This window comes from Angustibacter speluncae, assembly GCF_054777815.1.
The window spans coordinates 31949-58642 of sequence record NZ_BAAHAF010000035.1 but is presented as its reverse complement, the minus strand read 5'-3'; the positions used below and the strand labels follow the sequence as shown (position 1 = coordinate 58642).

The window sequence follows — 26694 nt, the reverse complement described above, 5'->3', positions numbered from 1 at the left end:
GCCCGCCGGGCGGGCCGACCTGACCCACCGCCGCGACGACCTCGCCGCGCTCGAGGAGGCGCTGGCGCAGGCGGGCGCACCGGCACCCGCCCGGCCGCGACCCCGCCGCGGACGCACGCTGCCCGCGCTGCTGGTGCTGGCCACGGTGGCGGTGGTCGGGACGGTGGCCGGCGTGGTGTGGGGGCTGTCCGGACGCGACGAGCCCACCCCCGGGCCGGACCCCACGACCACGGCGACGGCGAGCCGGGCGACCGACGCCGCGGAGTCGGCGCCGCGCGACCTCACCGTCCGCGCCGCCGAGGGCCGGCTCGAGGTGAGCTGGACGATGCCCGACGCGTCGGTCACCCCGTTCCTCGACGTGCAGCCGCAGGCGGGCGACAGCCTCCAGCTCGACCCCGGCGAGGACCGCGTCACGCTGGTCGACGTCGAGCCCGGCCGGCAGTACTGCTTCCGCGTCACCGGGCTGGTCAGGCTCGACGACGGGTCGTACGAGACCTACCCGTACGAGGGCGAGCCGGTCTGCGCGACGCCGCTGTAGCGGTCAGTGCGCGAAGTGCCGCGTGCCCGTGAGGTACAGCGTGACCCCGGCGGCGCGCGCCGCCCCGACGACCTCCTCGTCGCGCACCGACCCGCCGGGCTGCACCACGGCGCGGACCCCGGCGTCGAGCAGCACCTGCAGCCCGTCCGCGAACGGGAAGAACGCGTCGGACGCCGCGACCGAGCCGCGGGCGCGCTCCTCGCCCGCCCGCGACACCGCCAGGCGGCAGGAGTCGACGCGGTTGACCTGGCCCATCCCGACGCCGACGGTGGCACCGTCGCGTGCGAGCAGGATCGCGTTCGAGCGGACGGAACGCACTGCGCGCCAAGCGAACTCGAGGTCGGCGAGGGTCTGCTCGTCGGCAGCGTCGCCGGCGGCCAGCGTCCAGGTCGCGGCCGGGTCGCCGTCGGCGTCGATGCGGTCGGAGACCTGCACGAGCACGCCGCCGGACACCTGCCGGAGCTCGGCGGGGTCGCGGCGGTAGCCGTCCGGGAGCTCGAGCAGCCGGATGTTCTTCCTCTGCGACAGCAGCGCGAAGGCGTCGTCGTCGAACGACGGGGCGACGACGACCTCGGTGAACACCTCGGCCACCTGCTGCGCCATCGCGAGCGTCACCGGCCGGTTGGCGGCGATCACGCCGCCGAACGCCGACACCGGGTCGCACGCGTGGGCGCGGGCGTGCGCCTGCGCGACGTCGTCGCCGACCGCCAGCCCGCACGGGTTGGCGTGCTTGATGATCGCGACGGCCGGCCGGTCGAAGTCGTGCGCCGCGCGCAGGGCGGCGTCGGCGTCGACGTAGTTGTTGTAGGACATCTCCTTGCCGTGCAGCACCGTGCCCTGCGCGATACCGGGCGTCGCACCCTGCTCGACGTAGAGCGCGCCGGCCTGGTGCGGGTTCTCGCCGTACCGCAGGACCGCGGCCCGCTCGAGCGCGAGGCCGGTGTACGCCGGCCACCCGTGCTCGCCCACCTCGTCGAGGTGCAGCGCGCACCAGGTGGCGACGCCGGCGTCGTAGGCAGCGGTGTGCGCGAACGCCCGCGCGGCGAACCGGCGCCGGGCGGTGAGGTCGAAGCCACCGGCGCCCGCCGCCTCGACGACCTCGCCGTAGGCACCGGGGTCGACCACGACGGCGACGCTGGCGTGGTTCTTGGCCGCCGCGCGCACCATCGACGGGCCGCCGATGTCGATCTGCTCGATGACCTCCTCCGGCCCGGCGCCGGAGGCCACGGTGTCGGCGAACGGGTAGAGGTTGACGACGACGAGGTCGAACGGCTCGACCCCGAGGTCGCGCAGCTGCTGCTCGTGGTCGGGGTTGCGGCGGTCGGCCAGGATGCCGGCGTGCACCCGCGGGTGCAGCGTCTTCACCCGCCCGTCCAGGCACTCGGGGAAGCCCGTGAGGTCCTCGACCCGGGTGGCCGGGACGCCCGCGTCGGCGATGCGCGACGCCGTCGAGCCGGTGGAGACGAGTGCGACGCCCGCGGCGTGCAGGCCGGTGGCGAGCTCGGCCAGCCCGGTCTTGTCGTAGACCGAGATCAGCGCCCGGCGCAGCGGGCGGTGCTCGGAGCCGGTGGTCGGGGAGGCAGTCACGGGACGGTGACCCTTCTGTCGGTGACGGTCCAGCCGGAGCGGACCATGCGGCCCACGGTGTCGACGAGCATCGCCCGCTCGACGGTCTTGATGCGCTCGTGCAGCGACTCGACGTCGTCGTCGTCGAGCACCTCCACGGCGCGCTGCGCCACGACGGCGCCGGTGTCGACGCCCTCGTCGACGAGGAACAGGGTGCAGCCGGTGAGCTTCACGCCGTAGGCGAGGGCGTCGGCCGGGCCGGACGTGCCGGGGAACGACGGCGACAGCGCGGGGTGGGTGTTCAGCACCCGGCCGCCGAACCGGGCGAGGAACGCCGGGCCGGTGAGCTTCATGAAGCCGGCGAGCACCACCAGGTCGGGCTCGTGCGCCTCGACCGCGGCGGTGAGCGCGCGGTCCCAGGCGGCGCGCTCGGGGTGCTCCTTCAGCCGCCGGGCGAAGGTCGGGACGCCGGCGCGGGTGGCGCGGGCGAGGCCCTCGACCCCCAGCCGGTCGGAGCCGACGGCGACGACGCGGGCGCCGTAGGCGGGGTCGTCGCAGGCGTCGAGCAGGGCCTGCAGGTTCGTACCGGCGCCGGAGACGAGGACCACGATCCGCGCCGGGCGCCCCGCGGACGCCAGCGGGGGCACCCGGGTGCGAGACTCGGCCGTCACGGGTGCCGACGATAGCGGTGCCCCGCCCAGCCGCTGGACCGACCCAGGACGGAGGCCGTCGTGCCCGACCTCGCGCAGCGCGAGCCCGCACGAGACTCCTCGGTGCCCGGAGCCCGGCCGGACGCCCGCTCCTCCGGCCGGGTGCTGGCCTGGTGCCTGCTCGGCGGCGTGATGGCCTCGCTGCTGCCGCTGCCGTGGTCGTTGGCCTCGGGGGTCTTCTACCTGGCGGCGGGGGTGGCCGCGGTGGTCACCCTCGTCCGCCTGGTGCGCGGCGGCAGCCGTCGTCCGCTCGGCCTGGCGCTGGTGTCGGGCGGCCTGGTCCTGTCCGGCCTGATGGTGCTCGGCGTGCTCGGGCAGCTGCTCTTCTACCCGCTGTTCAGCGAGGCGCAGACGTGCCTGCGCACCTCGCTCACCGAGAGCGGGCAGGCCGAGTGCGAGGCGGAGTTCAGGCGGAGCGTGCTCGAGCTGCTGACACCCACGCGCTGACCCGCCGTCCCGCGAGCACCACCCCGACGAGCACGCCGACGGCGACCTCGAGCACGACCACGCCGGTGAGCAGCAGGGGCTGCGGGCCGACCTGCGCCAGCCGTCCCGGGCCCGCGGCGCCGGACGCCGCTGACGCGACGAGCAGCACCACGACGGCGACGCCCAGCACCAGGCCGGCGGCGTCGACGACGAGCGCGCGCCAGCCCGCCTCGGGGTCGCGGCGGGCGAGCAGCACGCCACCCACGGCGCCGCAGGCGACGACCACCAGGACACCGCCGAGGGCGAGCGCGGTCGGGGCGCTGGTGCCGGGGTCGGGCAGGCCGCCGAGCACCGGGAGCGCGGGCAGCGGCCCGAGCACCGTCCCCGCCGGCTGCACGAGCGTGCCGGCACCGACCGTGAACCCGGGCCCGGCCAGGTAGGAGAGCCCCCACACCGCCAGGACGGGCAGCAGGACGAGCTGCAGCAGCACCAGGCCGACGTGGCCCGCGGGACCCGGGTGCAGGGCCTCGTGCACGGCGAGCACCCGCTCGCGGCCGGCCCACAGCGCGACCAGGGTGAGCAGGGTCGCCGCAGCGGCGAGGGCGCCGAGCAGCCACGCGGCGGCGCGGGCGACGCCGAGCACCCGGTCGCGGTGCGTCCAGCGGCCGAGCCAGGCGGACAGCATCGGCAGCGCCGCGCCGACGAGGGACACGGCGACGGCGCCGACCGCGGCCTGCGGCGTCAGGGGGCGGGCGACGCCCGTCCCGGCCGCGAGCGCGCCGGCCGCGGCGGGCACGGCGTACCCCAGGACGAAGCCCGCCAGCGCGAGACCGAGCGAACGGCGCGGGACGGGGTCGCGCAGCGCCCGCAGCGCCTCGTGCACGCGGCGCCCGCCGACCCAGCACAGGGTGAGGGCGAGGGCGGTGAGCCCCAGGGGCACGAGCGAGAGCTCGCCCGAGGGCAGCGCCACCGCGGCGCCGTGGGCGAGGGCGAAGGCGTCGGCGCCGACCCGCGCGGCCTCGGTCCAGTGGGCGCCGACCCGCGCGGAGGTCAGCCAGACCAGCATCACGGGGACGAGCGCGAAGACGAGCCCGGCCAGCACGGCCTGGCCCCCGGCGAGCACCCCGACGAACACCGGCGACCCGAGCGCGGCGCGCTCGGGCGGTCGGGGGGTGCGCTCGCGCGCGGGGGTGCGCGGCTCGCGGGTCAGCAGGCTCATCGCGTCCATCGTCACCCGGCGGACGCCGAGCCCGGTGCTCCCACGCCGGGGAGGGGCGGGTCAGCCGGCGGTGTCGTCGAGGTCCAGGTCGCGGGTGCGCCACTCGTCCGCGAGCAGCGCGTAGGTCAGGCCGTCCATCCACTCGCCGCTGCGGTGCAGCGACTCCTTGACCGCGTGCGTCTCGCGGCGCATGCCGAGCCGCTCCATGAGCCGCCAGGACGGCCGGTTCGCCGCGAAGCAGTGCGCCTCCGCGCGCCGCAGGCCCATGTCCCAGAAGCACATCCGCAGCAGGTCGGACACGGCCTCGGTGGCGTAGCCCCGCCCGCCCGCGGCCGGGTGGAACGCCCAGCCGAGCTCGACCTGGGTGCCGGCGGCGCGGTCGCGCACCTCCGCCTGCGACCAGGCGTCCTCCACCCGCACCATCAGGTCGCCGACCACCTCGTCGGGCACGTCGCGCAGCGCCGCCACCACGGTGACGGCGAGCCGGTCGGGGGTCTGGTGCGCGGTGAACGCGTCGAGGTCGGCCGGTGCGGACGTGAGCCACTCGCTCACCTCCGGCAGCCGCCGGTACGCCCACATCGCCGGGACGTCGTCCGGGGTGGCCCGACGCAGCAGGAGCCGGGCCGTCTCGCGCGGCCAGGTGAGGCCCGCGAGCCGGTCCGGCTCCTGGTGCTGGTCGGTCACGGCGCTCCCCGTCAGAGGGACTGCATGATCTCCCGCATCAGCTGCGCGGTCTCGCTCGGCGTCTTGCCGACCTTGACGCCCGCGGCCTCGAGGGCCTCCTTCTTCGCCTGGGCGGTGCCGGACGAGCCGGACACGATCGCGCCGGCGTGGCCCATCGTCTTGCCCTCGGGGGCGGTGAAGCCGGCGACGTAGCCGACGACCGGCTTGGTGACGTGCTCGGAGATGTAGGCCGCGGCCCGCTCCTCGGCGTCGCCGCCGATCTCGCCGATCATCACGATCGCCGCGGTGTCGGGGTCGTTCTCGAACGCCTCGAGGCAGTCGATGTGGGTGGTGCCGATGATCGGGTCGCCGCCGATGCCGACGGCGGACGAGAAGCCGAAGTCCCGCAGCTCGAACATCATCTGGTAGGTCAGCGTGCCCGACTTCGACACCAGGCCGACCTTGCCCGGGCCGGTGATGCTCGCCGGGATGATGCCCGCGTTCGACTGCCCGGGGCTGATCAGGCCGGGGCAGTTGGGGCCGATGACCCGGGTGGTGCCCTTCGCCTTGGCGTGCGCCCACAGCTCGGCGGTGTCCTTGACCGCGACGCCCTCGGTGATGATCACCGCGAGCGGGATGCCGGCGTCGATCGCCTCGACGGCGGCGGCCTTGGTGAAGGCGGCGGGGACGAAGACCACCGACACGTCGGCGCCCGTCTCGGCCATCGCCTCGGCGACGGTGCCGAAGACCGGGACGCTGACACCGCCGTCGAACTCGACGGTCTCGCCGGCCTTGCGGGGGTTCACGCCGCCCACGATGTTCGTGCCGGAGGCGAGCATGCGCTGGGAGTGCTTCATGCCCTCCGAGCCGGTCATGCCCTGGACGATGACCTTGCTGTCCTTGGTGAGGAAGATCGCCATGTCGTCGGAACTCCCTGTCTCAGTTGGCCGAAGCCAGCTCGGCGGCCTTGCGGGCCGCGCCGTCCATGGTCTCCTCGATCGTCACGAGGGGGTGGTTCGCCTCCGCGAGGATCGCCCGTCCCTCGTCGACGTTGTTGCCGTCGAGCCGCACCACGAGCGGCTTGGTGGCCTCGTCGCCCAGCAGCTGCAGCGCCTGCACGATGCCGTTCGCCACCGCGTCGCACGCGGTGATGCCGCCGAAGACGTTGACGAATACCGCCTTGACCTGCTCGTCGCCGAGGATGACGTGCAGGCCGTCGGCCATCACCTGCGCCGACGCGCCGCCGCCGATGTCGAGGAAGTTCGCCGGCTTCACGCCGCCGAACTCCTCGCCCGCGTAGGCGACGACGTCGAGGGTGCTCATGACCAGGCCGGCGCCGTTGCCGATGATGCCGACCGAGCCGTCGAGCTTGACGTAGTTGAGGCCCTTCTCCTTGGCCTGCGCCTCGAGCGGGTCGGTGGCGGCCTTGTCCTCGAGGGCGGCGTGGTCGGGCTGACGGAAGTCGGCGTTGGCGTCGAGCGAGACCTTGCCGTCGAGCGCGACGACCGAGCCGTCCTCGGTGCGCACGAGCGGGTTGACCTCGACCAGGGTGGCGTCCTCGTCGCGGTAGACGACCCACAGCTTCTGCAGGACCTCGGCGACCGGGCCGCGCAGGTCCTCGGCGAACCCGGCGGCGGTGACGATCTCGTCGGCCTTGGCGGCGTCGATGCCGGTGGCGGGGTCGACCTCGACCTTGGCCAGCGCCTCGGGACGCTCCTCGGCGAGCTGCTCGATGTCCATGCCGCCCTCGACCGAGCACATCGCGAGGTAGGACCGGTTGGCGCGGTCGAGCAGGAGGGAGAAGTAGTACTCCTCCGCGATCTTCGCGCCCTCGGCGATCATCACGCGGTGCACGGTGTGGCCCTTGATGTCCATGCCGAGGATCTCGCCGGCCTTCTCGGCCGCCTCGTCCGGGCTGTGGGCGAGCTTCACGCCGCCGGCCTTGCCGCGGCCGCCGGTCTTCACCTGCGCCTTGACGACCACGGTGCCGCCGCCGAGCTCCTCGGCCGCGGCGCGCGCCTCCTCGGGCGTGGTCGCCACGACCCCGCGCAGCACGGGCACCCCGTGCTTCTCGAACACGTCTCGCGCCTGGTACTCGTACAGGTCCACGGGGTCCGTCCTTCGTCGTCGAGCGGGTGGGCGGCCCCGCAGCCGGCGCCTCGCGGGCGCGGCGGGAGGGGAGCCGGGGCGAGCCTAGCGGTGCCCCGACGAGGGTGCCGCGCGGCAGCGGGTGAGGCCGCTCACGCCTCGACAGATCGGTAACCGCGTGGTTACCTGTTCGTGTGGACGCCTTCGCCGCCCTCGCCGACGCCGGCCGGCGCGACCTGCTCGCGCACCTGGCGCGGACGGGTCCGTCGAGGGTGGTCGACCTGACCCGGGTGCTGGCCGACCGCGGCAACCCGGTGTCGCGTCCGGCGGTGAGCAGGCACCTGCGGGTGCTCGGCGAGGCCGGTCTCGTGCGCGCCACGACGTCCGGCCGCGAGCGCCACTACGAGCTCGTCGACGCCGGGCTCGACCCCGTCCGGGCCTTCGTCGGCGCCGTCGGCGCGCGGCCGCCGGTGCGACCCGAGCACCTCGACGCCCTCGACCTCGAGGTGCGTCGCACGGTCCGCGACGGCGCGGGCGCCGACCACCACCAGCAGCAGGAGGAGACGGCATGACCGCCACCCGCACCCCGTCCGGACGCCGCGAGCCGCGCGACGGGACGCCGCACCTGGTGCTCGACCGCACATTCAGGGCCCCCGTCGAGGACGTGTGGGCGGCGGTGACCGACCCGGCGCGCCTGGCGCGGTGGTTCGGCACCTGGCGCGGCGACCCGTCGACGGGGCGCCTCGAGGTGGCGATGACGTTCGACGGGATGCCCTTCGAGCCCTACGTCGTCGAGGTGTGCGAACCGCCGCACCGCCTGCGGGTGCGGTCGGTCAACGACGCGCCGGAGGAGAACTGGACGCTCGACCTGCGCCTGCGGGCGTCCGGCGCCGGCACCGCGCTCGAGCTCGCCCAGGTCGTCGACGCCACCACCGACGCGGCCGACGTCGGTCCCGGGTGGGAGTACCAGCTCGACCGGCTCGACGCCGCCGTGCACGGGTCCGACGAGGACGTCGCCGCCGTGGTGTTCGGCGAGCCGTACCGAGCGCTGGCGCCGCACTACCGGTCGCTGTTCGGTGCCCCGGGAGCCGGAACCGCCGCACGGGGTTAGCGTGGCGGCATGGCTCCTCGACCCCTGGTGGACGACGTCGACGACTCCGACCTGACGGTCACGGGGCGCAAGGAGTCGGCGGCCGGCCCGCGGGCCGTCGCCATCTCGCTCGAGCGGGCCACGACGCAGATGGGTCCGGTGCGCGCGGCCAAGGCGCTGCTCGCCCTGAACCAGACCGACGGCTTCGACTGCATGAGCTGCGCCTGGCCCGACCCCGAGCCGGGGCACCGGCACACCGCCGAGTTCTGCGAGAACGGCGCCAAGGCGGTCGCGCACGAGGGGCAGCGCGAGGTCGTCGGGCCGGCGTTCTTCGCCCGGTACTCGGTCGACGACCTCGCGTCCGCCTCGGGGTACTGGCTCGAGCAGCAGGGACGCCTGGCGCACCCCGTGGTGAAGCGCGCGGGATCGCGCCACTACGAACCGATCTCGTGGGACGACGCCTTCGCGCTCGTGGCCGACCACCTGCACCGGCTCGACTCCCCCGACGAGGCGGCGTTCTACACCTCGGGCCGCGCCTCCAACGAGGTCGCCTTCCTGTACCAGCTGTTCGCCCGCGCCTACGGCACGAACAACCTGCCGGACTGCTCGAACATGTGCCACGAGTCGACCTCGGTCGCGCTCGCCGAGACCATCGGCATCGGCAAGTCGTCGGTGTCGCTGCAGGACGTGCACGAGGCCGAGCTCATCGTGATCGCCGGCCAGAACCCGGGCACGAACCACCCGCGGATGCTGTCGGCGCTGCAGATCGCCAAGCGCGACGGCGCGAGGATCATCGCGGTCAACCCGCTGAAGGAAGCGGGGCTGCAGGGGTTCATGAACCCGCAGGAGCCGCTGGGCATGGCCGGGCGGACCTTCGAGCTCGCCGACCTCTACCTGCAGATCCGCAGCGGCGGCGACCTCGCGCTCTGGCAGGGCCTGGGCCGGCTGCTGCTCGAGGCCGACGATGCCGCTCCCGGCACGGTGGTCGACCGCGACTTCATCGAGCGGCACACCGTCGGTTTCGCCGAGTGGGAGCAGCACGTGCGCTCGGTCGACTGGGACGACGTCCTGGCCGCCACCGGTCTCACCATGGACGAGATCGGCGAGGCGGCCGCGATGATGGCCGCCTCGAAGCGCACCGTGACGTGCTGGGCGATGGGCATCACCCAGCACCACAACGCCGTGAACACGATCAAGGAGTTCGTCAACGTCGCCTTCCTGCAGGGCAACGTCGGCAAGCCCGGCGCCGGGCTGTTCCCCGTCCGCGGGCACTCGAACGTGCAGGGCGACCGGACGATGGGCATCTGGGAGAAGTCGCCGGACTCGTTCCTCGACGCCCTCGGCGCCGAGTTCGGCTTCGACCCGCCGCGCGAGCACGGCCACGACAGCGTCGACGTCGTCCGCGCGATGCGCGACGGCGAGGTCAAGGTCTTCATGGGCCTCGGCGGCAACTTCGTCCAGGCCATGTCCGACACCGAGGCCGTCGAGCACGCCCTGCGCAGGACCGCGCTGACCGTGCAGGTCTCGACCAAGCTCAACCGCTCGCACGGCGTCACCGGCGAGGAGGCGCTGATCCTGCCGACCCTCGGGCGCACCGAGATCGACCGCACCGGCGGTCGCGAGCAGCAGGTCACCGTCGAGGACTCGATGTGCAACGTGCACGCCTCGCGCGGCCGGGTCGAGCCGGTCTCGAGGCACCCGCGGTCCGAGGTCGACATCGTGAGCGGCATCGCCCGGGCGACGCTCGGCGACCGGTACGGCATCCGGTGGGACGTCTTCCCGACCGACTACGACGAGGTACGCCACCACATCTCGCGTGTCGTGCCCGGCTGCGAGGACTACGTCGAGCGGATCAAGCGGCCGGGCGGTTTCATCCTCCCCCACCCGCCGCGCGACTCCCGCGAGTTCCCGACCAAGGCCGGCAAGGGCATCTTCACGGTGAGCCCGCTGCAGGTCGTGCAGGTGCCCCAGGGCCGCCTGGTGCTGCAGTCGATCCGCAGCCACGACCAGTTCAACACCACGATCTACGGCCTCGACGACCGCTACCGCGGCATCCACCAGGGTCGTCGCGTGCTGTTCATCGGCGCCGACGACCTGCGCGAGCTCGGCCGCACCGACGGCGAGCTCGTCGACCTGGTCAGCGAGTGGGACGACGGCGTCGATCGCTGCGCCAAGGCGTTCCGGCTGGTGGAGTACGACACCCCGAAGGGGTGCGTGGCGGCCTACTACCCCGAGACGAACCCGCTGGTCCCGCTCGACTCCACCGCCGAGGCCAGCAACACGCCCACCTCGAAGTGGGTCGTCATCCGGCTCGAGGACCACGTCCCCGCCCGCGAGAGCGAGACCAAGGTCGACGGCATGCACGCCCCGCAGGGGCAGGAGCGCCGCCCCTCACCGATCCCCCACCACCAGAGCTGAGTCGGCCGTCGGTCGTCCCACCTCGCACACCTGGCGGTCACCTCGCACGCCTCAGGGCGTCTGCGACGTGACCGCCCGGTGCGCGGAGTCGTCGTGGCGGCGGCGACGGTGCGGGAGCGGGACTCAGCCGCCGAACAGGGACGAGGCCTTCACCAGCGTCTGGTAGACGCCGTACGCCAGCGGGATGCCGACCAGCGCCCAGGCGATCGCGATGCGCGCGGTCACCGTCCCACCTCCTTCCGCAGCGACTTCTCGTGGCCGGCGACGTCGACCACCAGGTCCTGCTCCTTCGCCTCGTGGAACCGCTCGGCCACCGGGCGCACCAGCAGGTTCGCCACGAAGCCGATCGCGAGCAGCACGACCATCGTCAGCAGCGCGGGACGGTACGCAGCGGCGGTCAGCTCGCCGGGGGTGCCCTGCGCGTCCAGGAAGGCGTTGACGATGAGCGGTCCGGCGACGCCGGCCGCCGACCAGGCGGTCAGCAGCCGGCCGTGGATCGCGCCGACCTGCAGGGTGCCGAACAGGTCGCGCAGGTACGCCGGGATGGTCGCGAACCCGCCGCCGTAGAACGACAGGATCACCACGGCGAGCAGCACGAACAGCGCCGTCGCGGTCGAGCCGGCGAGGGCGAGCGCGAGGTACGCCACGACGCCCACGCCGAGGTACACCATGTAGATCGGCTTGCGCCCGATCACGTCCGAGGTCGACGACCAGACGAAGCGCCCGGCCATGTTCGCCATCGACAGGATGCCGACGAAACCGCCTGCGACGGCGGCGGACACAGTGGACGTGCTGCCCTCGCGGAAGAAGTCCTGGATCATCGGGGACGCCTGCTCGAGGATGCCGATGCCGGCGGTGACGTTGCAGAACAGCACCACCCACAGCAGCCAGAACTGCGGCGTCCGGACGGCGTTGCGCGCGGTGACGTTCGCGGTCGTGACGAGCTTCTTCTCGCGGATCGACGACGGGTCGAACCCCTCGGGGCGCCAGTCCTCCGCGGGCACGCGCACGGTGAACGCGCCGAACAGCATGTACGCCAGGTAGACCACGCCGAGGGTCACGAACAACATCGCGACCGCCTCGCCCGAGGCGACCGACGCGGGGTCGGACGGGTCGAAGCCGGTGTCGTAGCGCTGCAGCAGCGCGGTCGACACCGGGCTCGCGATGAGCGCGCCGCCGCCGAAGCCCATGATCGCCATGCCGGTGGCGAGGCCAGGGCGGTCGGGGAACCACTTGATCAGCGTCGAGACCGGCGAGATGTAGCCGATGCCCAGCCCGATGCCGCCGATCACGCCGTACCCCAGGTAGAGCAGCCACAGCTGGCTCGTCCAGATGCCGAGGGCCCCCACCAGGAAGCCGGTGGCCCAGAAGCACGCCGAGGTGAACATCGCGGCGCGCGGGCCGTTGCGGTCGACCCAGGTGCCCATCACGGCGGCCGAGAGCCCGAGCATCACGATCGCGATCGAGAAGATCACGCCGATCTCGGTGAGACCCACGTCGAAGTGCTGCACCAGCGCGGTCTTGTAGACGCTGGTCGCGTACGCCTGGCCGATGCACAGGTGCACGGCGAGCGCCGCGGGAGGGATCAGCCAGCGGTTGAAGCCGGGTGCGGCGACCGTGCGGTCGCGCGCGAGGAAGCCGGGCAGCGTCGTCGCCATGGGCAGAGCATCACCCCGGTCGGACGATCCCGCGCGCCGGAACCCGTCCCGCGTGCTCACCGGGACGACGAACGGTCGCTCCCGCACGACGAGCGGTCGCCGTCGCGGCCACCCGGGCCCGCCGCCGGGCCGCGGCGACGGCGCCTTGCTACGTTGCGTACAGGGAGGGCCGACGATGTCGCTGCCGATCGGGTCCGACGCGGACCACGTCCCCGGGCCGCGCCCGGGCGCGCCGACGCGCGCCCCGGCCTCCGGGTTCTCCCGCGCCGGGACGGCCGCGGGAGCCGCCGCCCGCGCCCTGCTCAGCCCGCGCGGTGTCGCCGGCGTGGCCGTCGAGGCCGCCTGGAACGCCGCGCACCTCGCCGTCTACCCGCTCGGGCTGCTGCGCGACCACCACCGCGACCCGGAGGGGTACAGCCTCGACGGCCTCGGGCCGGCCCAGCGCGGTCTGCTCGTCGGCGACGTCGAGGCCGCCGGCACGCCGATCCTGCTGCTGCACGGCATGGTCGACAACCGCTCCATCTTCTCCCTGCTCCGACGCGGCCTGCGGCGCAAGGGCTTCGGTCGCGTCCTCACCCGCAACTACTCCCCCGTCACCAACGACGTGCGCGCGGCCGCGCGCGACCTGGCCGACGAGGTCGAGCAGATCTGCGCCCGCACCGGGTACGAGCGCGTGCACGTCATCGGCCACAGCCTCGGCGGGCTGATCGCGCGCTACTACGTGCAGCGGCTCGGCGGTGACGCGCGGGTGCACACCCTCGTCACGATGGCCACCCCGCACAACGGCACCCACGTCGCGCGTCTGGTGAGCACCGAGCTCACCCGCCAGCTGCGGCCGGGCAGCGACCTGGTCCGCGAGCTCGACGAGCCGACCGACCGCTGCCGCACCCGCTTCATCGCCTACTGGTCCGACCTCGACCAGATGGTCGTGCCGCAGCGCAACGGTCGCCTCACCCACCCCGACCTGCAGGTGCGCAACCACCTCGTCCGCGGTGCCGGGCACATGTCGCTACCGGTCTCCAGCCGGCTCGTGCACGAGATCTCCTCCGTGCTGTGCCGTCTCGACAGCGACGGCTCGGTCGCCGAGCACGGCGTCACCCCCCTGCACTGACACCTTCCTTCTCCGACCCGGACGCACCCGCGGCGGTCGACCGGGTGGTCGACCGCCGCGAGTCCGCCGGCGCGGCTGAGGGGCCGAGATCCCGTCAGCCGCAACCGGTCACATGTCCGGCCGCTGCACCACCGAGATGGCGTTCACGATCGGCGCCTTGTACGAGCGACGGTCCCAGAACTGCACGTCGACCGAGCCGCCCTCGGGCACCTCGATGACGTACGTGTGGGTGTCGGCCGTCAGCAGCCCGACCTCGTCGGCCACGTCGTGGCGCACCAGCGCCCACTCGCCGTTCACGGACACGTCGAACATCCGCCAGTCCGGCACGGCGCGGTTCTTCAGCTCCGCGAACTCCATCGTGACCTCGTACGTGCCCGCCGGCAGCGCGTCGAAGCGGTAGGCGTCCATGCCCTCCCGCTGGTCGCGGTAGAGCGGGTCGTCGACCGTCCCGTTGATCGGGGTGGTCGCCCGGGGCGTCGACACCGCGGCCGACGTGCCGACCCAGCCGAACGAGCCGGCTGCGTACTGCTGGTCGGGCACCCAGGGGTAGCCCTCGGAGTCGGTGTACGCGCCACCGCCGGCGTTGACCGCCGTCCAGTAGCCCGACACCACGACCTCGACCGGCACCGTGATCGCCGGCTGGCGACCGCTGTTCGTCGCGATCACCACGTTGGCGCGGTACACGCCGGCCTCGACCCCGGTGGTGTCGACGGTGACCTCGAGCGTGGTCGAGGCACCCGCCGCGACCTCGCCCTCGGTCGGCTCGACCGACAGCCACGGGACGTCGGTGTACGACGGCACGCCGCTGTCGATGCTGTAGACGGTGTTCGTCAGCAGGGACGCCGTCCACAGGTTGCCGGCCGCGTCGACCTCGAGCCCGCCGAGGGCGAACTCGTCCTCGCCCGGCACGGTGAAGCTGCTCACCGTGTCGCACGTGGCGGGGTCGAGGCGGTACACGGTGTTCGTCGCGCTGCTGGACGCCATCCAGAGCGCACCGGCCACCGAGTTCCAGCCGAGGCCGGCGATGCCGGTCTCGTCGGGGACGCAGCTGTCGAGGACCGCACCCGGCGTCGGGTGCGACTCGCCGGCCACGTGGAAGATCTCCTCGCTGTTCCAGCCGCCCACGTAGAACGTGTCGTCCTCCGGGACGTACGCGAGACCGCGCTGGGACACCGAGGACCACTCGGTGCCGGTGAGGGAGTACGAGACCTCGCCGGAGTCCTCGTCCCAGCAGTGGATCCCGTTGTCGCCGCCGACGGCCACCTGGCACACGACGCCCCGCTGGGTGTCGCGCGACATGTCGCCGGGCCACGTGCCGGCCCAGGGCGTCTCGTGCGAGCGGCCGGTCGCGGTCCCGTCCGCCTCGAACTCGACGTCCTTGGTGGGTGCGGACTCGACGTCCGAGACCCAGACCGAACCGCTCTCGCCGACGCCGACGCCCCACGCCGTGGTGAGGCCCTCGGCCTCCCACGAGGTGAGCACGTCGCCAGGCGCCTGCACGACCGCCTCGGAGCGCTGGCGCTCGGTGAGCGCCACCTTCCGCGACACCGCGTGCTCGTCGACGGCCGCCTGCTGGAAGGAGCTCAGCCGTGCCGGCGCCCCGTCGACCGCACCGCCGCCGGTCTCGGCGACCTCGAACGTCATCGGCGCCGAGCCGTCGTTGGTGAGGGTGAGGTCGGCGGTGCGCTGCGCCCCCTGCGGCAGCAGCCACTCCAGCGACGTCGGGTCGACCGACCCGCGGGCCGTGGCCAGCGAGAAGTCCTCGGTCACCCGGTCGTCCTGCTCGAGCACGACCTCGCGCTCCTGGGTGACGTAGTTCGTCTTCGTCACCGTGAGCGTGTAGGTGCCCACCGGCGCCTGGACGGTGTAGTCGCCGTCGGCGTCGGTCGAACCCTGCCGCACCACCTGCCCCTCGGCGTCGGTGAGGGTCACCGAGGCGCCGGACACGGGCAGGTCGTCGTTGGCGTCGGTCACGGTGCCCGTGACGACCCCGCTCGGCGGCAGGGCGAAGACGACCGAGAGCTCGTCGGACACGGCCGCGGTGTTGTGCGAGAACACCGTCGCCACCGTGCCGGACGCGTTCTCGATGCCCACGGTCGCCGAGTTGCCCGCCTCGCGCGGGACGCTCTCGTCGACGTTGCGGTAGGCCGTCACGACCGACCCGTCGGCGAAGACCATCGCCTCCGCGTCGAACCGCTCGGTGCCCGTCCCGAAGAACTTCACGTCGCGCCACTCGACGACGAAGGCCTGCCGGCCGTCGAGCGTCGCGGTGCCGGTGTAGACGCCCGACTGGGCGTCGACGAGCAGGTCGTCCCAGAACGCGTACACCGCGGCGTTGGGTACGCCGGGTGCCGGGAGCGCCACGTTGCTGTAGGCGGTCGCCGGGGCCAGGAAGTTCACGTGGCCGTTCGTCGAGACGTACGCGGTGGAGTACTCCTGGCCGTAGAACACGACCGGGAACGGCAGCGCCACGCTCGCCGACGACTCGTCGCCGGTGAGGGCGAGCGGGTTCGTCACCTCGGTGTAGACGCTGTCGCGCGTGTAGCAGTAGTAGCCGTAGGCGTCGACGACGTCGGTGAGCTCGAGCTGCACCGTCTCGTCGCCGTCCACGACGACGACCTCGCTGTCACCGCCGGAGCACGCCCCGGCCGGGTCGACCGCGACGGTGTACTCGCCCTCGGGCACCTCCGGGAAGGTGAAGGCGCCCTCCGCGTCGGTGACGGCGGGCTCGAGCAGGCTCGGCTCCAGCGTCACCTGCGCGCCCTCGACGGGCGCTCCACGGGCGTCGACCACCGACCCGGTGACCGCGTGCCGCGGCGCAGCGTCGAGCGCGATCGCGACCTCGGTGGTCGCGTCGACGGTGACCTCGGCCGTGGTCGAGGCCGCGGCGTAGCCGAAGGCCTGCACCTCGACGTCGTAGGTGCCGACCGGCAGCAGCGCCGAGAACGAGCCCTCGGCGTCGGTGGTGAGGGCGCGGTCGACCGGACCGGTCACCTCGACCGAGGCACCCGCGACGGGCTCGCCGGACGCGGCGTCCGTGACGTCGCCCGCGAGCGTGCCGGTGTCGCCCACCGGTGCCTGCTGCGCGGCCGCGAGGACGTCGAGCTTGCCCTCGCCCCAGACGTTGTTGTCGCCCGCGGTGCCGCCGCAGGTGAGGTCGGAGACGTCGATCGCGGTGCTGTCGAGCAGCGAGCGGGTGGAGTCGATGTCGCCGAGCAGCGCCGGCGCCAGCGACCACAGCAGCGCGACCGAGCCGGCCACGTGCGGCGCGGCCATCGAGGTGCCGGTGTAGCTGTCGTAGTCGTCACCCGGGACCGAGGACCGCACGTTCGTGCCGGGCGCCGAGATGGCGGGGCGGACGTCACCGTCCGCACCCGGGCCGCGGCTCGACCCCGGGGCGATCGCGCCGTTGGACTGGAAGTTGCCGACCCCGTAGGAGTACGGACCGTCGGCCGGCGACCCGGCCGTGTCGCAGCCGGGGCCGCTGTTGCCGTTGGAGAACACGCCGAACTGGCCGGCCGCGGTCCACGCCTGGACGATGTCGTCGTACCAGGGGTCGATGGCCGGGCCGTTCGCGCCGCCCCACGAGTTGTTCACGATGTGCGGGCGCTTCGAGACGTCGGGGTTCTCGCCGGCGGTGTCGGTCGGCTCGATCGTCCACTCGCCGCTCGCGAGCAGGTCGGCGTCCGAGCAGCTGCTGGTGCCGCAGCCCTTCGCGGCGATCCAGGTGGCCGCGGGGGCGACGCCGATCTGGTTCGCGCCGTCCTCGCCGACCATCGTGCCCATGGTGTGCGTGCCGTGGCCGTTGTTGTCGCACGGCACGGAGCCGTCGTCGCTGCAGTAGGCGCCCGGGTCGAACCAGTTGTAGTCGTGGGTGAAGGTGCCGTCGCCGTCGTTGCCGCGGTACTGCTCGACCAGGGCGGGGTGGTCGAACTGCACGCCGGAGTCGATGTTCGCGACGACCAGCCCCTCGCCGCGGCTGCCGTAGGTCGACCAGACGTCGTCGGCGTTGATCGCGGCGATGCCCCACTCGACGGCGTCGACGACCGCCTCCTGGGTGCCGGCCGACGGCTCCTCGATCGCCAGCTCGGTGGTCGCCGTGACGCGGCTGACGTTCGGCAGCGCGGCGAGCCGCGCGGTCAGGGAGCTGTCGACGTCCTCGACCAGGACGCGGTTGGAGACCCAGAACGCGCGGTGCGCCACGCCCTCGGCGTCCAGGTCGGCGAGTGCCTCGGCCTGGCTGGCGGCGGCCGTGGCCTTGAGCGCGTCGACCACCGCCTGACCGCGTGCGGTCCAGTCCTCGATCCGGGAGGCGCCGGCGAGGTCGGCGGTCTCGTCGAAGACGAGCCAGGCGTCGGCGCGGGCGCCGTCGGCCGTCGCGGCCGCGAGCGCGGGGTCGACGGCGGCCGGTGCGGCCCCCGTCGTCGTGGTCGCCAGCGACGCGGTGGGCGCCAGGGCGAGGGTGAGCGCGGCGACGGCTGTCGTCGCCAGCGCGCGCAACCTGGCGCGCGCGGGTGGGGCAGAGGGCACGGGACCTCCCGGGGACGACGCGGCGGGATCTCCGGCCGCGTGCCCGGCACCCTCCCGCTCCCGGCGCCGGGGCCCCAGGTCCGGACCGGGTCCGGAGCCGGGCAGTCTGCGGGCAGCAGCCGGGCACGCCGCGGTCACCGAGCACGACCGCCCGTCCGGTCACCGCGCGTCACCGACCCTCACGGTCGGTGCACCCGATGTCGTGAGAAGGGGTGACGAAACGGGCGCGCCGGTGCCATGATCTGCGCACGCTCGGGCGGCGGGGTGCACGGACGGTCCCGGCCCGAGGACGCGATCACGGTCACGGGGAGGACCAGTGCGCGAAGGGGTGGCGGTCGTCGGGCCGAGCGTGCCCACGAGGTCGTCGACCGGGCCGGCGGGCGGCGCGACGCTGCTCGACCTGCGCCCGCTCGCACGGCCCGACCAGGTGTCGGACCAGCGGCAGCCGCCGCCGGCGGAGGACGCGGGCGTCGTGGTCTGCGTGGGGCTCGACCCCGAGCAGGCCGTCGCGGTGCTGCGGCTGCTGGGTCGCGACACCTCGGTGGTGCTCGCCCCCGACGCCGCCCACGCCGTCCGGCTGCTCGGGCGCGGCGAGGCGGCACCGCCCGCCCCGGTCCCGCCGACCCGGCGGCAGGTGCACCGCGTCGGCGACGTCGAGATCGACCCGGACGCCCGCCAGGTCACCTGCCGCGACCAGCCGGTGCCCGTGTCGGCCCGCGAGTTCGACCTGCTGGTGGTGCTGGCGGGGCAGCCCGGCCGCGTGCACGGGTTCGGCGAGCTCACCGAGCGGGTGTGGTCGCGCGACTACCTCGGCGACGACGACTCCGTCGCCTCCGCGGTGAAGCGGCTGCGCCGTCGGCTGGCCGCCGCGACCGACGAGGTGCGCGTGGAGTCGGTGCGCGGCATCGGCTACCGGCTCGTGGTGACCGGCGGCAACGGCTAGAGCTTCTCGACCGGCGCGTACCGCAGCAGCAGCCGCTTGCTGCCCTCGGACCGGAAGTCGACGTGGGCGACCGTCTTGTCGCCGGTGCCGACGACCTCGGTGACGGTGCCGAGCCCGAAGGTGTCGTGGGTGACCTGGTCGCCGGGCTCGAGGTGCAGGATCTCGCGGTTGCCCGGCGAGCGGACGCCGGGTCGCTGCGCCAGCCGCGCGATGGCCGGGGTCTGCCCGAGCCCGACCCGGGGCCCGGCGGTGAGCTCGCGCCGCCAGGTGAGCAGGTGCTCCGGGACGTCGCCGAGGAACCGGCTGGGCGGGCCGTACTGCGGTGCGCCCCAGGCGCTACGGACGGCGGCGCGGGTGAGGTACAGCCGCTGGCGGGCGCGGGTGATGCCGACGTACGCCAGGCGCCGTTCCTCCTGCAGCTCGACGGGGTCGTCGAGCGAGCGCATGTGCGGGAAGACGCCGTCCTCGAGCCCGGTGAGGAAGACGACGTCGAACTCCAGGCCCTTGGCGGTGTGCAGGGTCATCAGGGTGAGCACGCCCTGGTCGACCCGGGCCTGCTCGGCCGCGCCGTCGGCGACCGCCTCGTCCGGCACCTCGTCGGCGTCGGCGACCAGCGAGACCTGCTCCAGGAAGTCGGCGAGCGACCCCTCCGGGTTGGCCTGCTCGTACTCGGACGCGACCGCCGCGAGCTCGGCCAGGTTCTCGATCCGGCTCTCGTCCTGCGGGTCGTCGCTCGCACGCAGCTCGGCCAGGTAGCCCGTGCGGTCGAGCACGGCCTCCAGGACGGTGACCGGCCCGGCGCCGGCCTCGACCACCGTGCGCAGCTCGTCGACCATGGCGTTGAAGCCGTTGATGGCGTTGAGCGAGCGCGACACCAGGCCCGGCGCCTCGCCCGCCCGCACCAGGGCCGCGTTGAACCCGATGCGCTCGCGCTCGGCGAGGAAGGCGATCATCGCCTCGGCCCGGTCGCCGATGCCGCGCTTGGGCACGTTGAGGATGCGCCGCAGGTTGACGGTGTCGTCGGGGTTCGCGAGCACCCGCAGGTAGGCCAGGACGTCCTTGACCTCGCGCCGCTCGTAGAACCGGGTGCCGCCCACCACCTTGTACGGGACGCCGGCCCGCACCAGCACCTCCTCGAACGCCCGCGACTGCGCGTTGGTGCGGTAGAAGACCGCGACGTCGCCGTACCGCACGCCCTCGCGCTCGTGCAGGGTCGCGACCTCCTCGGCCACGAACGCCGCCTCGTCGTGCTCGTTGTCGGCCGCGTACCCCACGACCTGCTCGCCGTCGCCCGCCTCGGACCACAGGTTCTTGGGCCGGCGGTCGGGGTTCTTCGCGATCACCGCGTTGGCCGCCGACAGGATCGTCTGCGTCGAGCGGTAGTTCTGCTCCAGCAGCACCGTGCGCGCGTCCGGGTAGTCGTCCTCGAACTCGAGGATGTTGCGGATCGTGGCGCCGCGGAAGGCGTAGATCGACTGGTCGGAGTCGCCGACGACGGTGAGCTCGGCCGGCTCGAGCACCGGCGCGGACGGGTCGGTGGGGTGCGCGAGGTCGTCGGCCCCGCCCACCAGCTCGCGGATCAGCGCGTACTGCGCGTGGTTGGTGTCCTGGTACTCGTCGACCAGCACGTGCCGGAACCGGCGGCGGTAGTGCTCGGCGACCTGCGGGAACGCCCGGAGCACGTTGACGGTGGTCATGATCAGGTCGTCGAAGTCGAGCGCCTGCGCCTGGCGCAGCCGCTGGGTGTACATCGTGTACGCCTGGGCCAGGATCTTGTCGTCCGGGCTCTCGGCCTGCGCCGCGTACGCCTCGTCGTCGACCAGCTCGTTCTTCAGCGCCGACACCCGGTGGCTGAACCGCCGCGGCGGGTAGCGCTTGGGGTCGAGGTCGAGCTCGCGGCAGGCCAGCGCCATCATCCGCTGGCTGTCGGCGGCGTCGTAGATCGAGAACGACTGCCGCATCCCGATCGTGGACGCCTCGCGGCGCAGGATGCGCACGCAGGCGCTGTGGAACGTGCTGACCCACATGATCCTGGCGCGCGGACCGACGAGCGTGCCGACCCGCTCGCGCATCTCGCCCGCGGCCTTGTTGGTGAAGGTGATCGCGAGCACCTGGCCGGGGTGCACGTCGCGCGCGGCGAGCAGGTAGGCGATGCGGTGGGTGAGCACCCGGGTCTTGCCCGACCCCGCGCCCGCGACGATGAGCAGCGGACCGCCCCGGTGCAGCACGGCCTCGCGCTGGGACGGGTTGAGCCCGACGAGCAGCTGCTCCGCGCGCTCGCGGGCGGCCTGCTCCCGGGTGGCCGGGCGGGCGGGCGTGGGCTCGGGCAGGCCGAGCTCGTCGAACAGGGTGCTCATGTCGCCGTCCACCCTAGGCGCCGCGGCCGACAGCCCGGGCCGCGGCCGCGGGTCACCAGAGGACGGCCACCAGGACGTTCACGAGCGCGAGGCCGCCGACCAGGTGGAACGCCCAGGTGGGGAGCGGGTCGCGGCGCTTCGTCGCCTCGGCGACGCCGGTCAGCACGATGGCGACCGCGAGCTTGACCGCCACCTTCGGACGGTTCGGCTCGTCGTCGAGGGCGCCGGACTCGAGCAGCCCGACCAGCAGGATGCCCGTGACGATCTGGGCCCGGGCGCCCCACACCAGGGCGGACGGGAACCGCGGCGCCCGCAGGCAGGTGAGGTAGCCGCCGACGACGGCGGCCATGCCCACGAGGTGGGCGACGACCAGGACGCTGTGCAGGGCCTCCACGGCGACGAACCTACCGACCGGCGGTCAGCGCCCGGTCGCGTACCCCTGCGCGCCACGCGGGTTCGCCGCGGCGCGGATCCACCCGCCGTCCAGCGCGACGGCGCTGAGCCGCCCGAGCGACCAGCCGTCGACGACCTCGACCTCGTGCCCGCGCTCGCGCAACCCGTCGAGGGTGGACGCCGGCCAACGGTCCTCGGCCACGACCACGCCGGGACGGGCGCGGCGGGGGTAGAACGAGGACGCCACGTGGTCGGTGTGCAGCATCGGCGCGTCGATCGCCGCCTGCAGCGCGAGGTCGGCGCCGCGGTCGCCGTGCACGGCGCGCAGCAGGAAGGTCAGGTGCCACTGGTCCTGCTGGTCGCCGCCCGGCGTCCCGAACGCCGTCCAGGGACGGCCGTCGCGCAGCGCGAGCGCCGGCGACAGCGTCGTGCGCGGCCGCACGCCAGGTCGCAGGGACGACGGCAGGCCCTGCTCGAGCCAGAACATCTGGCCGCGGGTGCCGAGCGGGAAGCCGAGGCCCGGCACCACCGGGGACGACTGCAGCCACGCGCCCGACGGGGTCGCGGACACCACGTTGCCCCAGCGGTCGGCGACGTCGACGTGGCAGGTGTCGCCGCGGGCGCCGAGGTCGCCCTCGACCCGGGCGTCGACCCGGCGGACGGTGGGCTCCCCCACCCCGGGGCTCGGCGTCGCTCCCCCGCCCCCGGTGGCCTCCGCGAGCGACGCGACCGGGGCGGGCAGCCGCGGGTCGGCGCCGCCCAGCCGGCCGGGCCGCAGGTCGTGCGAGGCGCGGTCGGGGTCGAGCAGGGCCGCCCGCTCGGTGGTGTACGCGGCGTCCAGCAGCGCGGCGCCGTCGGCGCCGTCGCCGTACCAGGCCTCGCGGTCGGCCATCGCGAGCTTGAGCGCCTCGACCACCGCGTGCACCCAGGTCGGGTCGGCGTCGTCGAGGCGGTCGGGCAGTCCGGCGCGGTCGAGGACGGCCAGCGCTTGCAGCAGGCTCGGGCCCTGGCCCCACGGCCCGGTCTTGGCGACCTGCACGTCGCGGTAGGTGCCGACCAGCGGCTCCTCGACGGTCGCCCGCCACCCCGCGAGGTCGGCGCCGGTGAGCAGGCCGCGGTGCCGCTCGCCGGAGGTGTCCATCCAGGCGCGGTCGCGGCCGAAGGCGTCGACGGCCTCGGCGACGAAGCCCTCGTACCAGGCCCGTCGGGCCGCCTCGAGCTGGGCGAGCCGGTCGGCGCCAGCCGCCTCGGCCTCGGCGAGCACGCGCTCGTAGGTGCGGCCGAGGCCGGTGAGCCGCAGCCGCGCCCACGGGGCCGGCGCCGCGCCGCCGACCAGGTAGGTGGCCGCGCTCGGCTCCCACTCCTGCTCGAAGGTCGGGGTCATCGCGGCGATCGTCGCGCTCACCCGGGGCAGCACCGGGGCCCCGTCGAGGGCGTACCCGATCGCCGGGGCGAGCACCTCGCGCAGCGGCAGCGTCCCCCAGCGGGCGAGCAGCTCGAGCCAGCCGCCGAAGGCACCCGGGACGACGGCCGCGAGCGGACCCGTGCCCGGCACGGCGTCGAGACCGAGGTCGGCGAACGCCTCGGCCGTGGCCGCAGCCGGCGAGACGCCCTGGCCGCAGACCACGTGCACCTGCCGGTCGGCCTCGCTCCACAGCACCACCGGCAGGTCGCCGCCGGGCCCGTTCAGGTGCGGCTCGACCACCTGCAGCACGAAGCCGGCGGCCGCCGCGGCGTCGAAGGCGTTGCCGCCGCGCTCGAGCACCCCCATGCCGGTCTGGGTGGCGAGCCAGTGCGTCGAGGCGACCGCCCCGAACGTCCCGGCGATCTCGGGGCGGGTGGACGTCAGGGGCATGCCGACACCCTCGCAGACCCGTCGCGACCCGGCAGGACGGGCCGGGACGGGCGCTGCCGAGGGACCTGCGCGGGCGGCCGCGTCAGGCGGCCTCGGGCAGGTAGTCCTCCCAGGTGACGTGCCGGCGCTCGGTGCCGCGGACCACCCAGCCCGCGCCGTGCGGCGCCACCGGGACGGTGCGCAGCGACCAGCCCATCTCCTGCGGGGTGCGGCTGCCCTTGAGGTTGTTGCAGCGCACGCAGCACGCGACCAGGTTCTCCCAGGAGTCCTTGCCGCCACGGCTGCGCGGGAGCACGTGGTCGACGGTGCCGGCCGTGGTGCCGCAGTACGCGCACAGGTGCCGGTCGCGGCGCAGCACGCCGCGGCGCGACACGGGGACCGAGCGGCCGAACGGCACGCGCACGTACCGCGTCAGCAGGATCACCGACGGGCGGTCGAGGCTGAGCGAGCCGGACACGACCGGCTGGTCGTCGGCCGCCAGCACCGACGCCTTGCCGGCCAGGACGAGCACCAGGGCGCGACGGAAAGAGACCACGGCGAGCGGCTCGTAGCCGGCGTTGAGGACGAGAGTGCGCATGCGTTCCACCTCGCTGTGCGGGTCCCGACGGCTTCGGGACACGTGAGGACGTCTGCTCGCACGCCTGACCTGGAGACGACGACAGGCGCCGTCCGGGACGGACGACGCCTGCTGACGGGCTCGCGGTGCGGGCGCACCGGGCGGTGCGGGATCCGGGTCATTGCCCGGCTCCGGCTCCGCTGCGGCCCCCAGCAGGGGCGGCTGCCGGGCAGCACCACACGGCTCCGCGCCCGGTGCGGGCGAAGACGCGCGGACTGGCCACGGCTACCTCCTGGGGTCGAGGTCCGGGACGGCCGTCCCGGACGACGCCAGGGTACGCGGCGGTGTGCGCGAGGTCACCGTCATTCGCGTCGACCCGCGGGTGAACAGTGCTCCTGGCTCGCTGGCGCTCGCGCGGCCCCGGCTCCACCGAGGGTCGACTCCTCCCACCTCGACTCGCTCGCTGGCGCTCCCTCGCTCGGCGCGCCGGAGCCGACCGGAGCCGGGACCGGGACGGGGTGGGACGCGACGCAGAAGAGCCCGGCCCCACGTCGGGGCCGGGCTCTTGCTGGAGGTCGAGGCTTCTTACCCGTTGAGGATGCGGTAGAAGCCGAAGTCCGAGGACCACATCTCGCGCTTGCTGACCACGCCGCCCGAGCTGGGGGCGTCGTACATCATGTTGCCGCCGGCGTAGATGCCGATGTGGCCCGGCTTGTAGACCAGGTCGCCGGGCTGGGCCTGGTCGCGGGAGATCTTCGTCGCCGAGCCCGCGATCGCGCTCGAGGTGCGGGGCAGCGAGATGCCGACCTGGCCGAAGACGTACTGCACGTAGCCCGAGCAGTCGAAGCCGGACGGCGAGGTGCCGCCGTAGCGGTAGGGCACGCCCGTGTAGCGGGCGGCGACGGCCATCACGTTCTCGCGCGAGGCCGACAGGTTGCCGTAGGACGCCGGGGCGGCCGACTCGCCCGAGGACGCCGAGCGGTCCGCGGAGCGCGAGGCCCGGGTCGTCGCCCGCGGGGCGGGCGGCGGCGGGGGCGGCGGCGGCGCCACGACCTGGCCGGCGACCGCACCGACGGCGTCGACGTTCGCGTCGGCCGGGATGCTGAGCGGCGCCTGGACGGCCTCGTCGGCGACCGGCGCGGCCTGCGGGGCCGGGGTGGCCTGCGTGGCGTCGGCCGCGCTGGCGTCGGCACCGCCCGGCAGGTCGATGACCGGGGCGGCGTCCGCGGCGCTGACGCCGAGGGAGACGACCAGGCCGGAGGACGCGGCCAGGACGGCGCCGCGGCGGCCGACGGTGCCGGCTCCGGCGGTGACCTGGGTGGCGATGGTGGACAGGGGTGTCTTGGGGCGGACCGCAGCGCGGTGCCGTCCCGGGACGCGACTCGTCACGAAGTGGGACCTCTCCTACCGCCTACGAGGTGAGCTGTCGGGTTCGGGTGGAGGTTCGTGTCACCCGGCCGGTCCGCAGCGTGCGTCCCGGCTTCACCCCGAGGTCCGTGGCCCCCGGCCACGGTCCAGAAGTGGTTCCCCCGCCCCTGCCAGGCGTCGATCGAGGGGGCCTGTCCGCAGTGGCAGGGCTCGGCGCCTGCGGCAGGGCCGGTCCGAGGGTCCGGAACGGCGGGGAAACCGTAACCCAGCGCCCACGCGAATGTCACACCGCGGTCACGACGGCGCGTCGGGGTGGTCGCACGGGCACCGCAGCGTGACGACAGGGCGTCCGGCTCACCCGCTCGGAGCAGCCGGGCGTGCCCGTCCGGCCTGGTCCGATCGGACCAGGCCCGCGGACGGGTGAGCGCCCCCGGACGGCGCCGGAGAAGGGCCTGGCGGCCCCTCGCTCAGGCCGGGACGGTGACGAAGATGTGGCTGGCCGTGGGGTTCGGCAGGTCGAGCTGGTCGTGGCCCTCGGCCCCGACGACGACGCCGCCGTCGACCGGGCGCACCTGCACCGTGCTGCCGGGCCGCACGCCGCTGCCGCTCAGCTGGCCGAGCAGGTCGGTGTCGACCTGCAGCGGCTCGCCCAGCCGGCGGACCTGCACCTGGGCGGCACCCTGCTGGGCCGCCGTGACCAGGGAGACGACGCCCGTGAGGAACGCGTCGTCGTCCGGGTGCTCGCCGAGCTCCTCGAGCCCGGGGATCGGGATGCCGTAGGGCGAGTGCGTGGGGTGCCCGAGCAGCTTCACCAGGTGCCGCTCGACCCGCTCGCTCATGACGTGCTCCCAGCGGCACGCCTCCTCGTGCACGTGCTCGTAGTCGAGGCCGATGACGTCGATGAGCAGGCACTCGGCCAGCCGGTGCTTGCGCATCACCGAGGTGGCCTTGGCGCGCCCGTCCGGGGTGAGCTCGAGGTGGCGGTCGCCGGAGACCACGAGCAGGCCGTCGCGCTCCATCCGGGCCACGGTCTGGGAGACGGTGGGGCCGCTCTGCTGCAGCCGCTCGGCGATGCGGGCGCGCAGCGGGACGATCCCCTCCTCCTCCAGCTCGAAGATGGTCTTCAGGTACATCTCCGTGGTGTCGATCAGGTCGCTCACGTTGCGCTCAGTCCTCCGGGTGCCGCGGCTGCCGCCTCGAGCGGC

22 protein-coding genes and 1 riboswitch are annotated in these 26694 nt (G+C 74.3%); of the genes, 7 read left to right on the top strand and 15 right to left on the bottom strand.

Annotation, left to right across the window (positions count from 1 at the left end; genetic code table 11):
- A partial coding sequence (locus tag ACYVKY_RS04255) for a fibronectin type III domain-containing protein (RefSeq protein ID WP_460433750.1) occupies positions 1–538 on the top strand: 538 nt, incomplete at its 5' end.
- A gap of 3 nt (positions 539–541) precedes the next feature.
- On the opposite strand, the gene purH is transcribed toward ACYVKY_RS04255, so the two are convergent.
- Positions 542–2125 carry a bifunctional phosphoribosylaminoimidazolecarboxamide formyltransferase/inosine monophosphate cyclohydrolase gene (gene purH, locus ACYVKY_RS04250; protein ID WP_460433749.1) on the bottom strand — a complete coding sequence of 528 codons (1584 nt, stop codon included), beginning with the start codon at positions 2123–2125 and terminating at the stop codon, positions 542–544.
- Positions 2122–2775 carry a phosphoribosylglycinamide formyltransferase gene (purN, locus tag ACYVKY_RS04245; RefSeq protein WP_460433748.1) on the bottom strand — a complete coding sequence of 218 codons (654 nt, stop codon included), beginning with the start codon at positions 2773–2775 and terminating at the stop codon, positions 2122–2124. The genes purH and purN overlap by 4 nt, the downstream gene beginning before the upstream one ends.
- 60 nt (positions 2776–2835) lie before the next feature.
- Between purN and ACYVKY_RS04240 the strand changes: the two genes are divergently transcribed.
- Positions 2836–3261, top strand: a complete 426-nt coding sequence (locus ACYVKY_RS04240) for a hypothetical protein (protein WP_460433747.1) — start codon at positions 2836–2838, stop codon at positions 3259–3261.
- Here the strand turns inward: ACYVKY_RS04240 and ACYVKY_RS04235 are convergent.
- Genes ACYVKY_RS04235 through sucC form a run of 4 tightly spaced genes read right to left on the bottom strand, consistent with a single transcriptional unit; the run spans position 3221 to position 7231 of the window.
- Complete coding sequence (locus tag ACYVKY_RS04235; protein ID WP_460433746.1) at positions 3221–4459, bottom strand: cell division protein PerM; 1239 nt, start codon at positions 4457–4459, stop codon at positions 3221–3223. The genes ACYVKY_RS04240 and ACYVKY_RS04235 overlap by 41 nt on opposite strands.
- Before the next feature lie 60 nt (positions 4460–4519).
- Complete coding sequence (locus ACYVKY_RS04230; protein WP_460433745.1) at positions 4520–5143, bottom strand: GNAT family N-acetyltransferase; 624 nt, start codon at positions 5141–5143, stop codon at positions 4520–4522.
- A gap of 11 nt (positions 5144–5154) precedes the next feature.
- The gene (sucD, locus tag ACYVKY_RS04225) at positions 5155–6042 is read right to left on the bottom strand and encodes a succinate--CoA ligase subunit alpha (RefSeq protein WP_460433744.1); all 888 of its coding nucleotides are present in this window, start codon (positions 6040–6042) and stop codon (positions 5155–5157) included.
- A 19-nt stretch (positions 6043–6061) separates the two neighbouring features.
- Complete coding sequence (sucC, locus tag ACYVKY_RS04220) at positions 6062–7231, bottom strand: succinate--CoA ligase subunit beta (RefSeq protein WP_460433743.1); 1170 nt, start codon at positions 7229–7231, stop codon at positions 6062–6064.
- Between the two features lie 173 nt (positions 7232–7404).
- Here sucC and ACYVKY_RS04215 point away from each other — a divergent pair, with 173 nt between their 5' ends.
- From ACYVKY_RS04215 to ACYVKY_RS04205, 3 genes are read left to right on the top strand one after another with little or no spacing between them, the layout of a single operon-like run.
- A complete protein-coding gene (locus tag ACYVKY_RS04215) occupies positions 7405–7782 on the top strand; it encodes an ArsR/SmtB family transcription factor (RefSeq protein WP_460433742.1) in 378 nt (125 codons plus the stop codon).
- Positions 7779–8321, top strand: a complete 543-nt coding sequence (locus ACYVKY_RS04210; RefSeq protein ID WP_460433741.1) for an SRPBCC family protein — start codon at positions 7779–7781, stop codon at positions 8319–8321. Before ACYVKY_RS04215 ends, ACYVKY_RS04210 begins: the two co-directional genes overlap by 4 nt.
- Before the next feature lie 9 nt (positions 8322–8330).
- Positions 8331–10718 (top strand): FdhF/YdeP family oxidoreductase, encoded by a 2388-nt coding sequence (locus tag ACYVKY_RS04205; protein WP_460433740.1) that lies wholly within the window; start codon positions 8331–8333, stop codon positions 10716–10718.
- A gap of 123 nt (positions 10719–10841) precedes the next feature.
- Here the strand turns inward: ACYVKY_RS04205 and ACYVKY_RS04200 are convergent, their stop codons facing one another.
- On the bottom strand, positions 10842–10943 hold the full coding sequence (locus tag ACYVKY_RS04200) for an MFS transporter small subunit (protein WP_460433739.1): 102 nt from the start codon (positions 10941–10943) through the stop codon (positions 10842–10844).
- Positions 10940–12376 carry an OFA family MFS transporter gene (locus ACYVKY_RS04195; RefSeq protein ID WP_460433738.1) on the bottom strand — a complete coding sequence of 479 codons (1437 nt, stop codon included), beginning with the start codon at positions 12374–12376 and terminating at the stop codon, positions 10940–10942. Before ACYVKY_RS04195 ends, ACYVKY_RS04200 begins: the two co-directional genes overlap by 4 nt.
- A gap of 175 nt (positions 12377–12551) precedes the next feature.
- Here ACYVKY_RS04195 and ACYVKY_RS04190 point away from each other — a divergent pair, with 175 nt between their 5' ends.
- Positions 12552–13487, top strand: coding sequence for an esterase/lipase family protein (locus ACYVKY_RS04190; protein ID WP_460433737.1), 936 nt, complete (start codon positions 12552–12554; stop codon positions 13485–13487).
- Between the two features lie 108 nt (positions 13488–13595).
- On the opposite strand, the gene ACYVKY_RS04185 is transcribed toward ACYVKY_RS04190, so the two are convergent.
- On the bottom strand, positions 13596–18017 hold the full coding sequence (locus ACYVKY_RS04185; RefSeq protein ID WP_460433736.1) for a carboxypeptidase regulatory-like domain-containing protein: 4422 nt from the start codon (positions 18015–18017) through the stop codon (positions 13596–13598).
- A gap of 349 nt (positions 18018–18366) precedes the next feature.
- Here ACYVKY_RS04185 and ACYVKY_RS04180 point away from each other — a divergent pair, with 349 nt between their 5' ends.
- Positions 18367–18960: a winged helix-turn-helix domain-containing protein gene (locus ACYVKY_RS04180; protein WP_460433735.1), complete on the top strand. Its 594-nt coding sequence runs from the start codon at positions 18367–18369 to the stop codon at positions 18958–18960.
- Here the strand turns inward: ACYVKY_RS04180 and pcrA are convergent.
- The 6 genes from pcrA to ACYVKY_RS04150 form a co-directional block, all read right to left on the bottom strand.
- A complete protein-coding gene (gene pcrA / locus ACYVKY_RS04175; RefSeq protein ID WP_460433734.1) occupies positions 18957–21317 on the bottom strand; it encodes an ATP-dependent DNA helicase in 2361 nt (786 codons plus the stop codon). The genes ACYVKY_RS04180 and pcrA overlap by 4 nt on opposite strands.
- A 52-nt stretch (positions 21318–21369) precedes the next feature.
- Positions 21370–21711: a hypothetical protein gene (locus tag ACYVKY_RS04170; RefSeq protein WP_460433733.1), complete on the bottom strand. Its 342-nt coding sequence runs from the start codon at positions 21709–21711 to the stop codon at positions 21370–21372.
- Positions 21712–21735: 24 nt separating this feature from the next.
- Positions 21736–23565, bottom strand: a complete 1830-nt coding sequence (locus tag ACYVKY_RS04165; protein WP_460433732.1) for a gamma-glutamyltransferase family protein — start codon at positions 23563–23565, stop codon at positions 21736–21738.
- A gap of 82 nt (positions 23566–23647) precedes the next feature.
- Complete coding sequence (locus ACYVKY_RS04160) at positions 23648–24142, bottom strand: HNH endonuclease (RefSeq protein ID WP_460433731.1); 495 nt, start codon at positions 24140–24142, stop codon at positions 23648–23650.
- Positions 24143–24706: 564 nt separating this feature from the next.
- The gene (locus tag ACYVKY_RS04155) at positions 24707–25510 is read right to left on the bottom strand and encodes a C40 family peptidase (RefSeq protein ID WP_460433730.1); all 804 of its coding nucleotides are present in this window, start codon (positions 25508–25510) and stop codon (positions 24707–24709) included.
- Positions 25511–25515: 5 nt separating this feature from the next.
- Positions 25516–25676: riboswitch (cyclic di-AMP (ydaO/yuaA leader) on the bottom strand.
- Between the two features lie 280 nt (positions 25677–25956).
- Positions 25957–26649 carry a metal-dependent transcriptional regulator gene (locus ACYVKY_RS04150; RefSeq protein ID WP_460433729.1) on the bottom strand — a complete coding sequence of 231 codons (693 nt, stop codon included), beginning with the start codon at positions 26647–26649 and terminating at the stop codon, positions 25957–25959.
- Between the last annotated feature and the right edge of the window lie 45 nt (positions 26650–26694).

Excerpts from the sequence above, each read along its gene's own strand:
- sucD (WP_460433744.1), bottom strand. The coding sequence starts at position 6,042 with ATGGCGATCTTCCTCACCAAGGACAGCAAGGTCATCGTCCAGGGCATG.
- ACYVKY_RS04160 (WP_460433731.1), bottom strand. The coding sequence starts at position 24,142 with ATGCGCACTCTCGTCCTCAACGCCGGCTACGAGCCGCTCGCCGTGGTC.
- ACYVKY_RS04235 (WP_460433746.1), bottom strand. The coding sequence starts at position 4,459 with ATGAGCCTGCTGACCCGCGAGCCGCGCACCCCCGCGCGCGAGCGCACC.
- pcrA (WP_460433734.1), bottom strand. The coding sequence starts at position 21,317 with ATGAGCACCCTGTTCGACGAGCTCGGCCTGCCCGAGCCCACGCCCGCC.
- ACYVKY_RS04205 (WP_460433740.1), top strand. The coding sequence starts at position 8,331 with ATGGCTCCTCGACCCCTGGTGGACGACGTCGACGACTCCGACCTGACG.
- ACYVKY_RS04165 (WP_460433732.1), bottom strand. The coding sequence starts at position 23,565 with ATGCCCCTGACGTCCACCCGCCCCGAGATCGCCGGGACGTTCGGGGCG.
- ACYVKY_RS04190 (WP_460433737.1), top strand. The coding sequence starts at position 12,552 with ATGTCGCTGCCGATCGGGTCCGACGCGGACCACGTCCCCGGGCCGCGC.
- ACYVKY_RS04195 (WP_460433738.1), bottom strand. The coding sequence starts at position 12,376 with ATGGCGACGACGCTGCCCGGCTTCCTCGCGCGCGACCGCACGGTCGCC.
- ACYVKY_RS04210 (WP_460433741.1), top strand. The coding sequence starts at position 7,779 with ATGACCGCCACCCGCACCCCGTCCGGACGCCGCGAGCCGCGCGACGGG.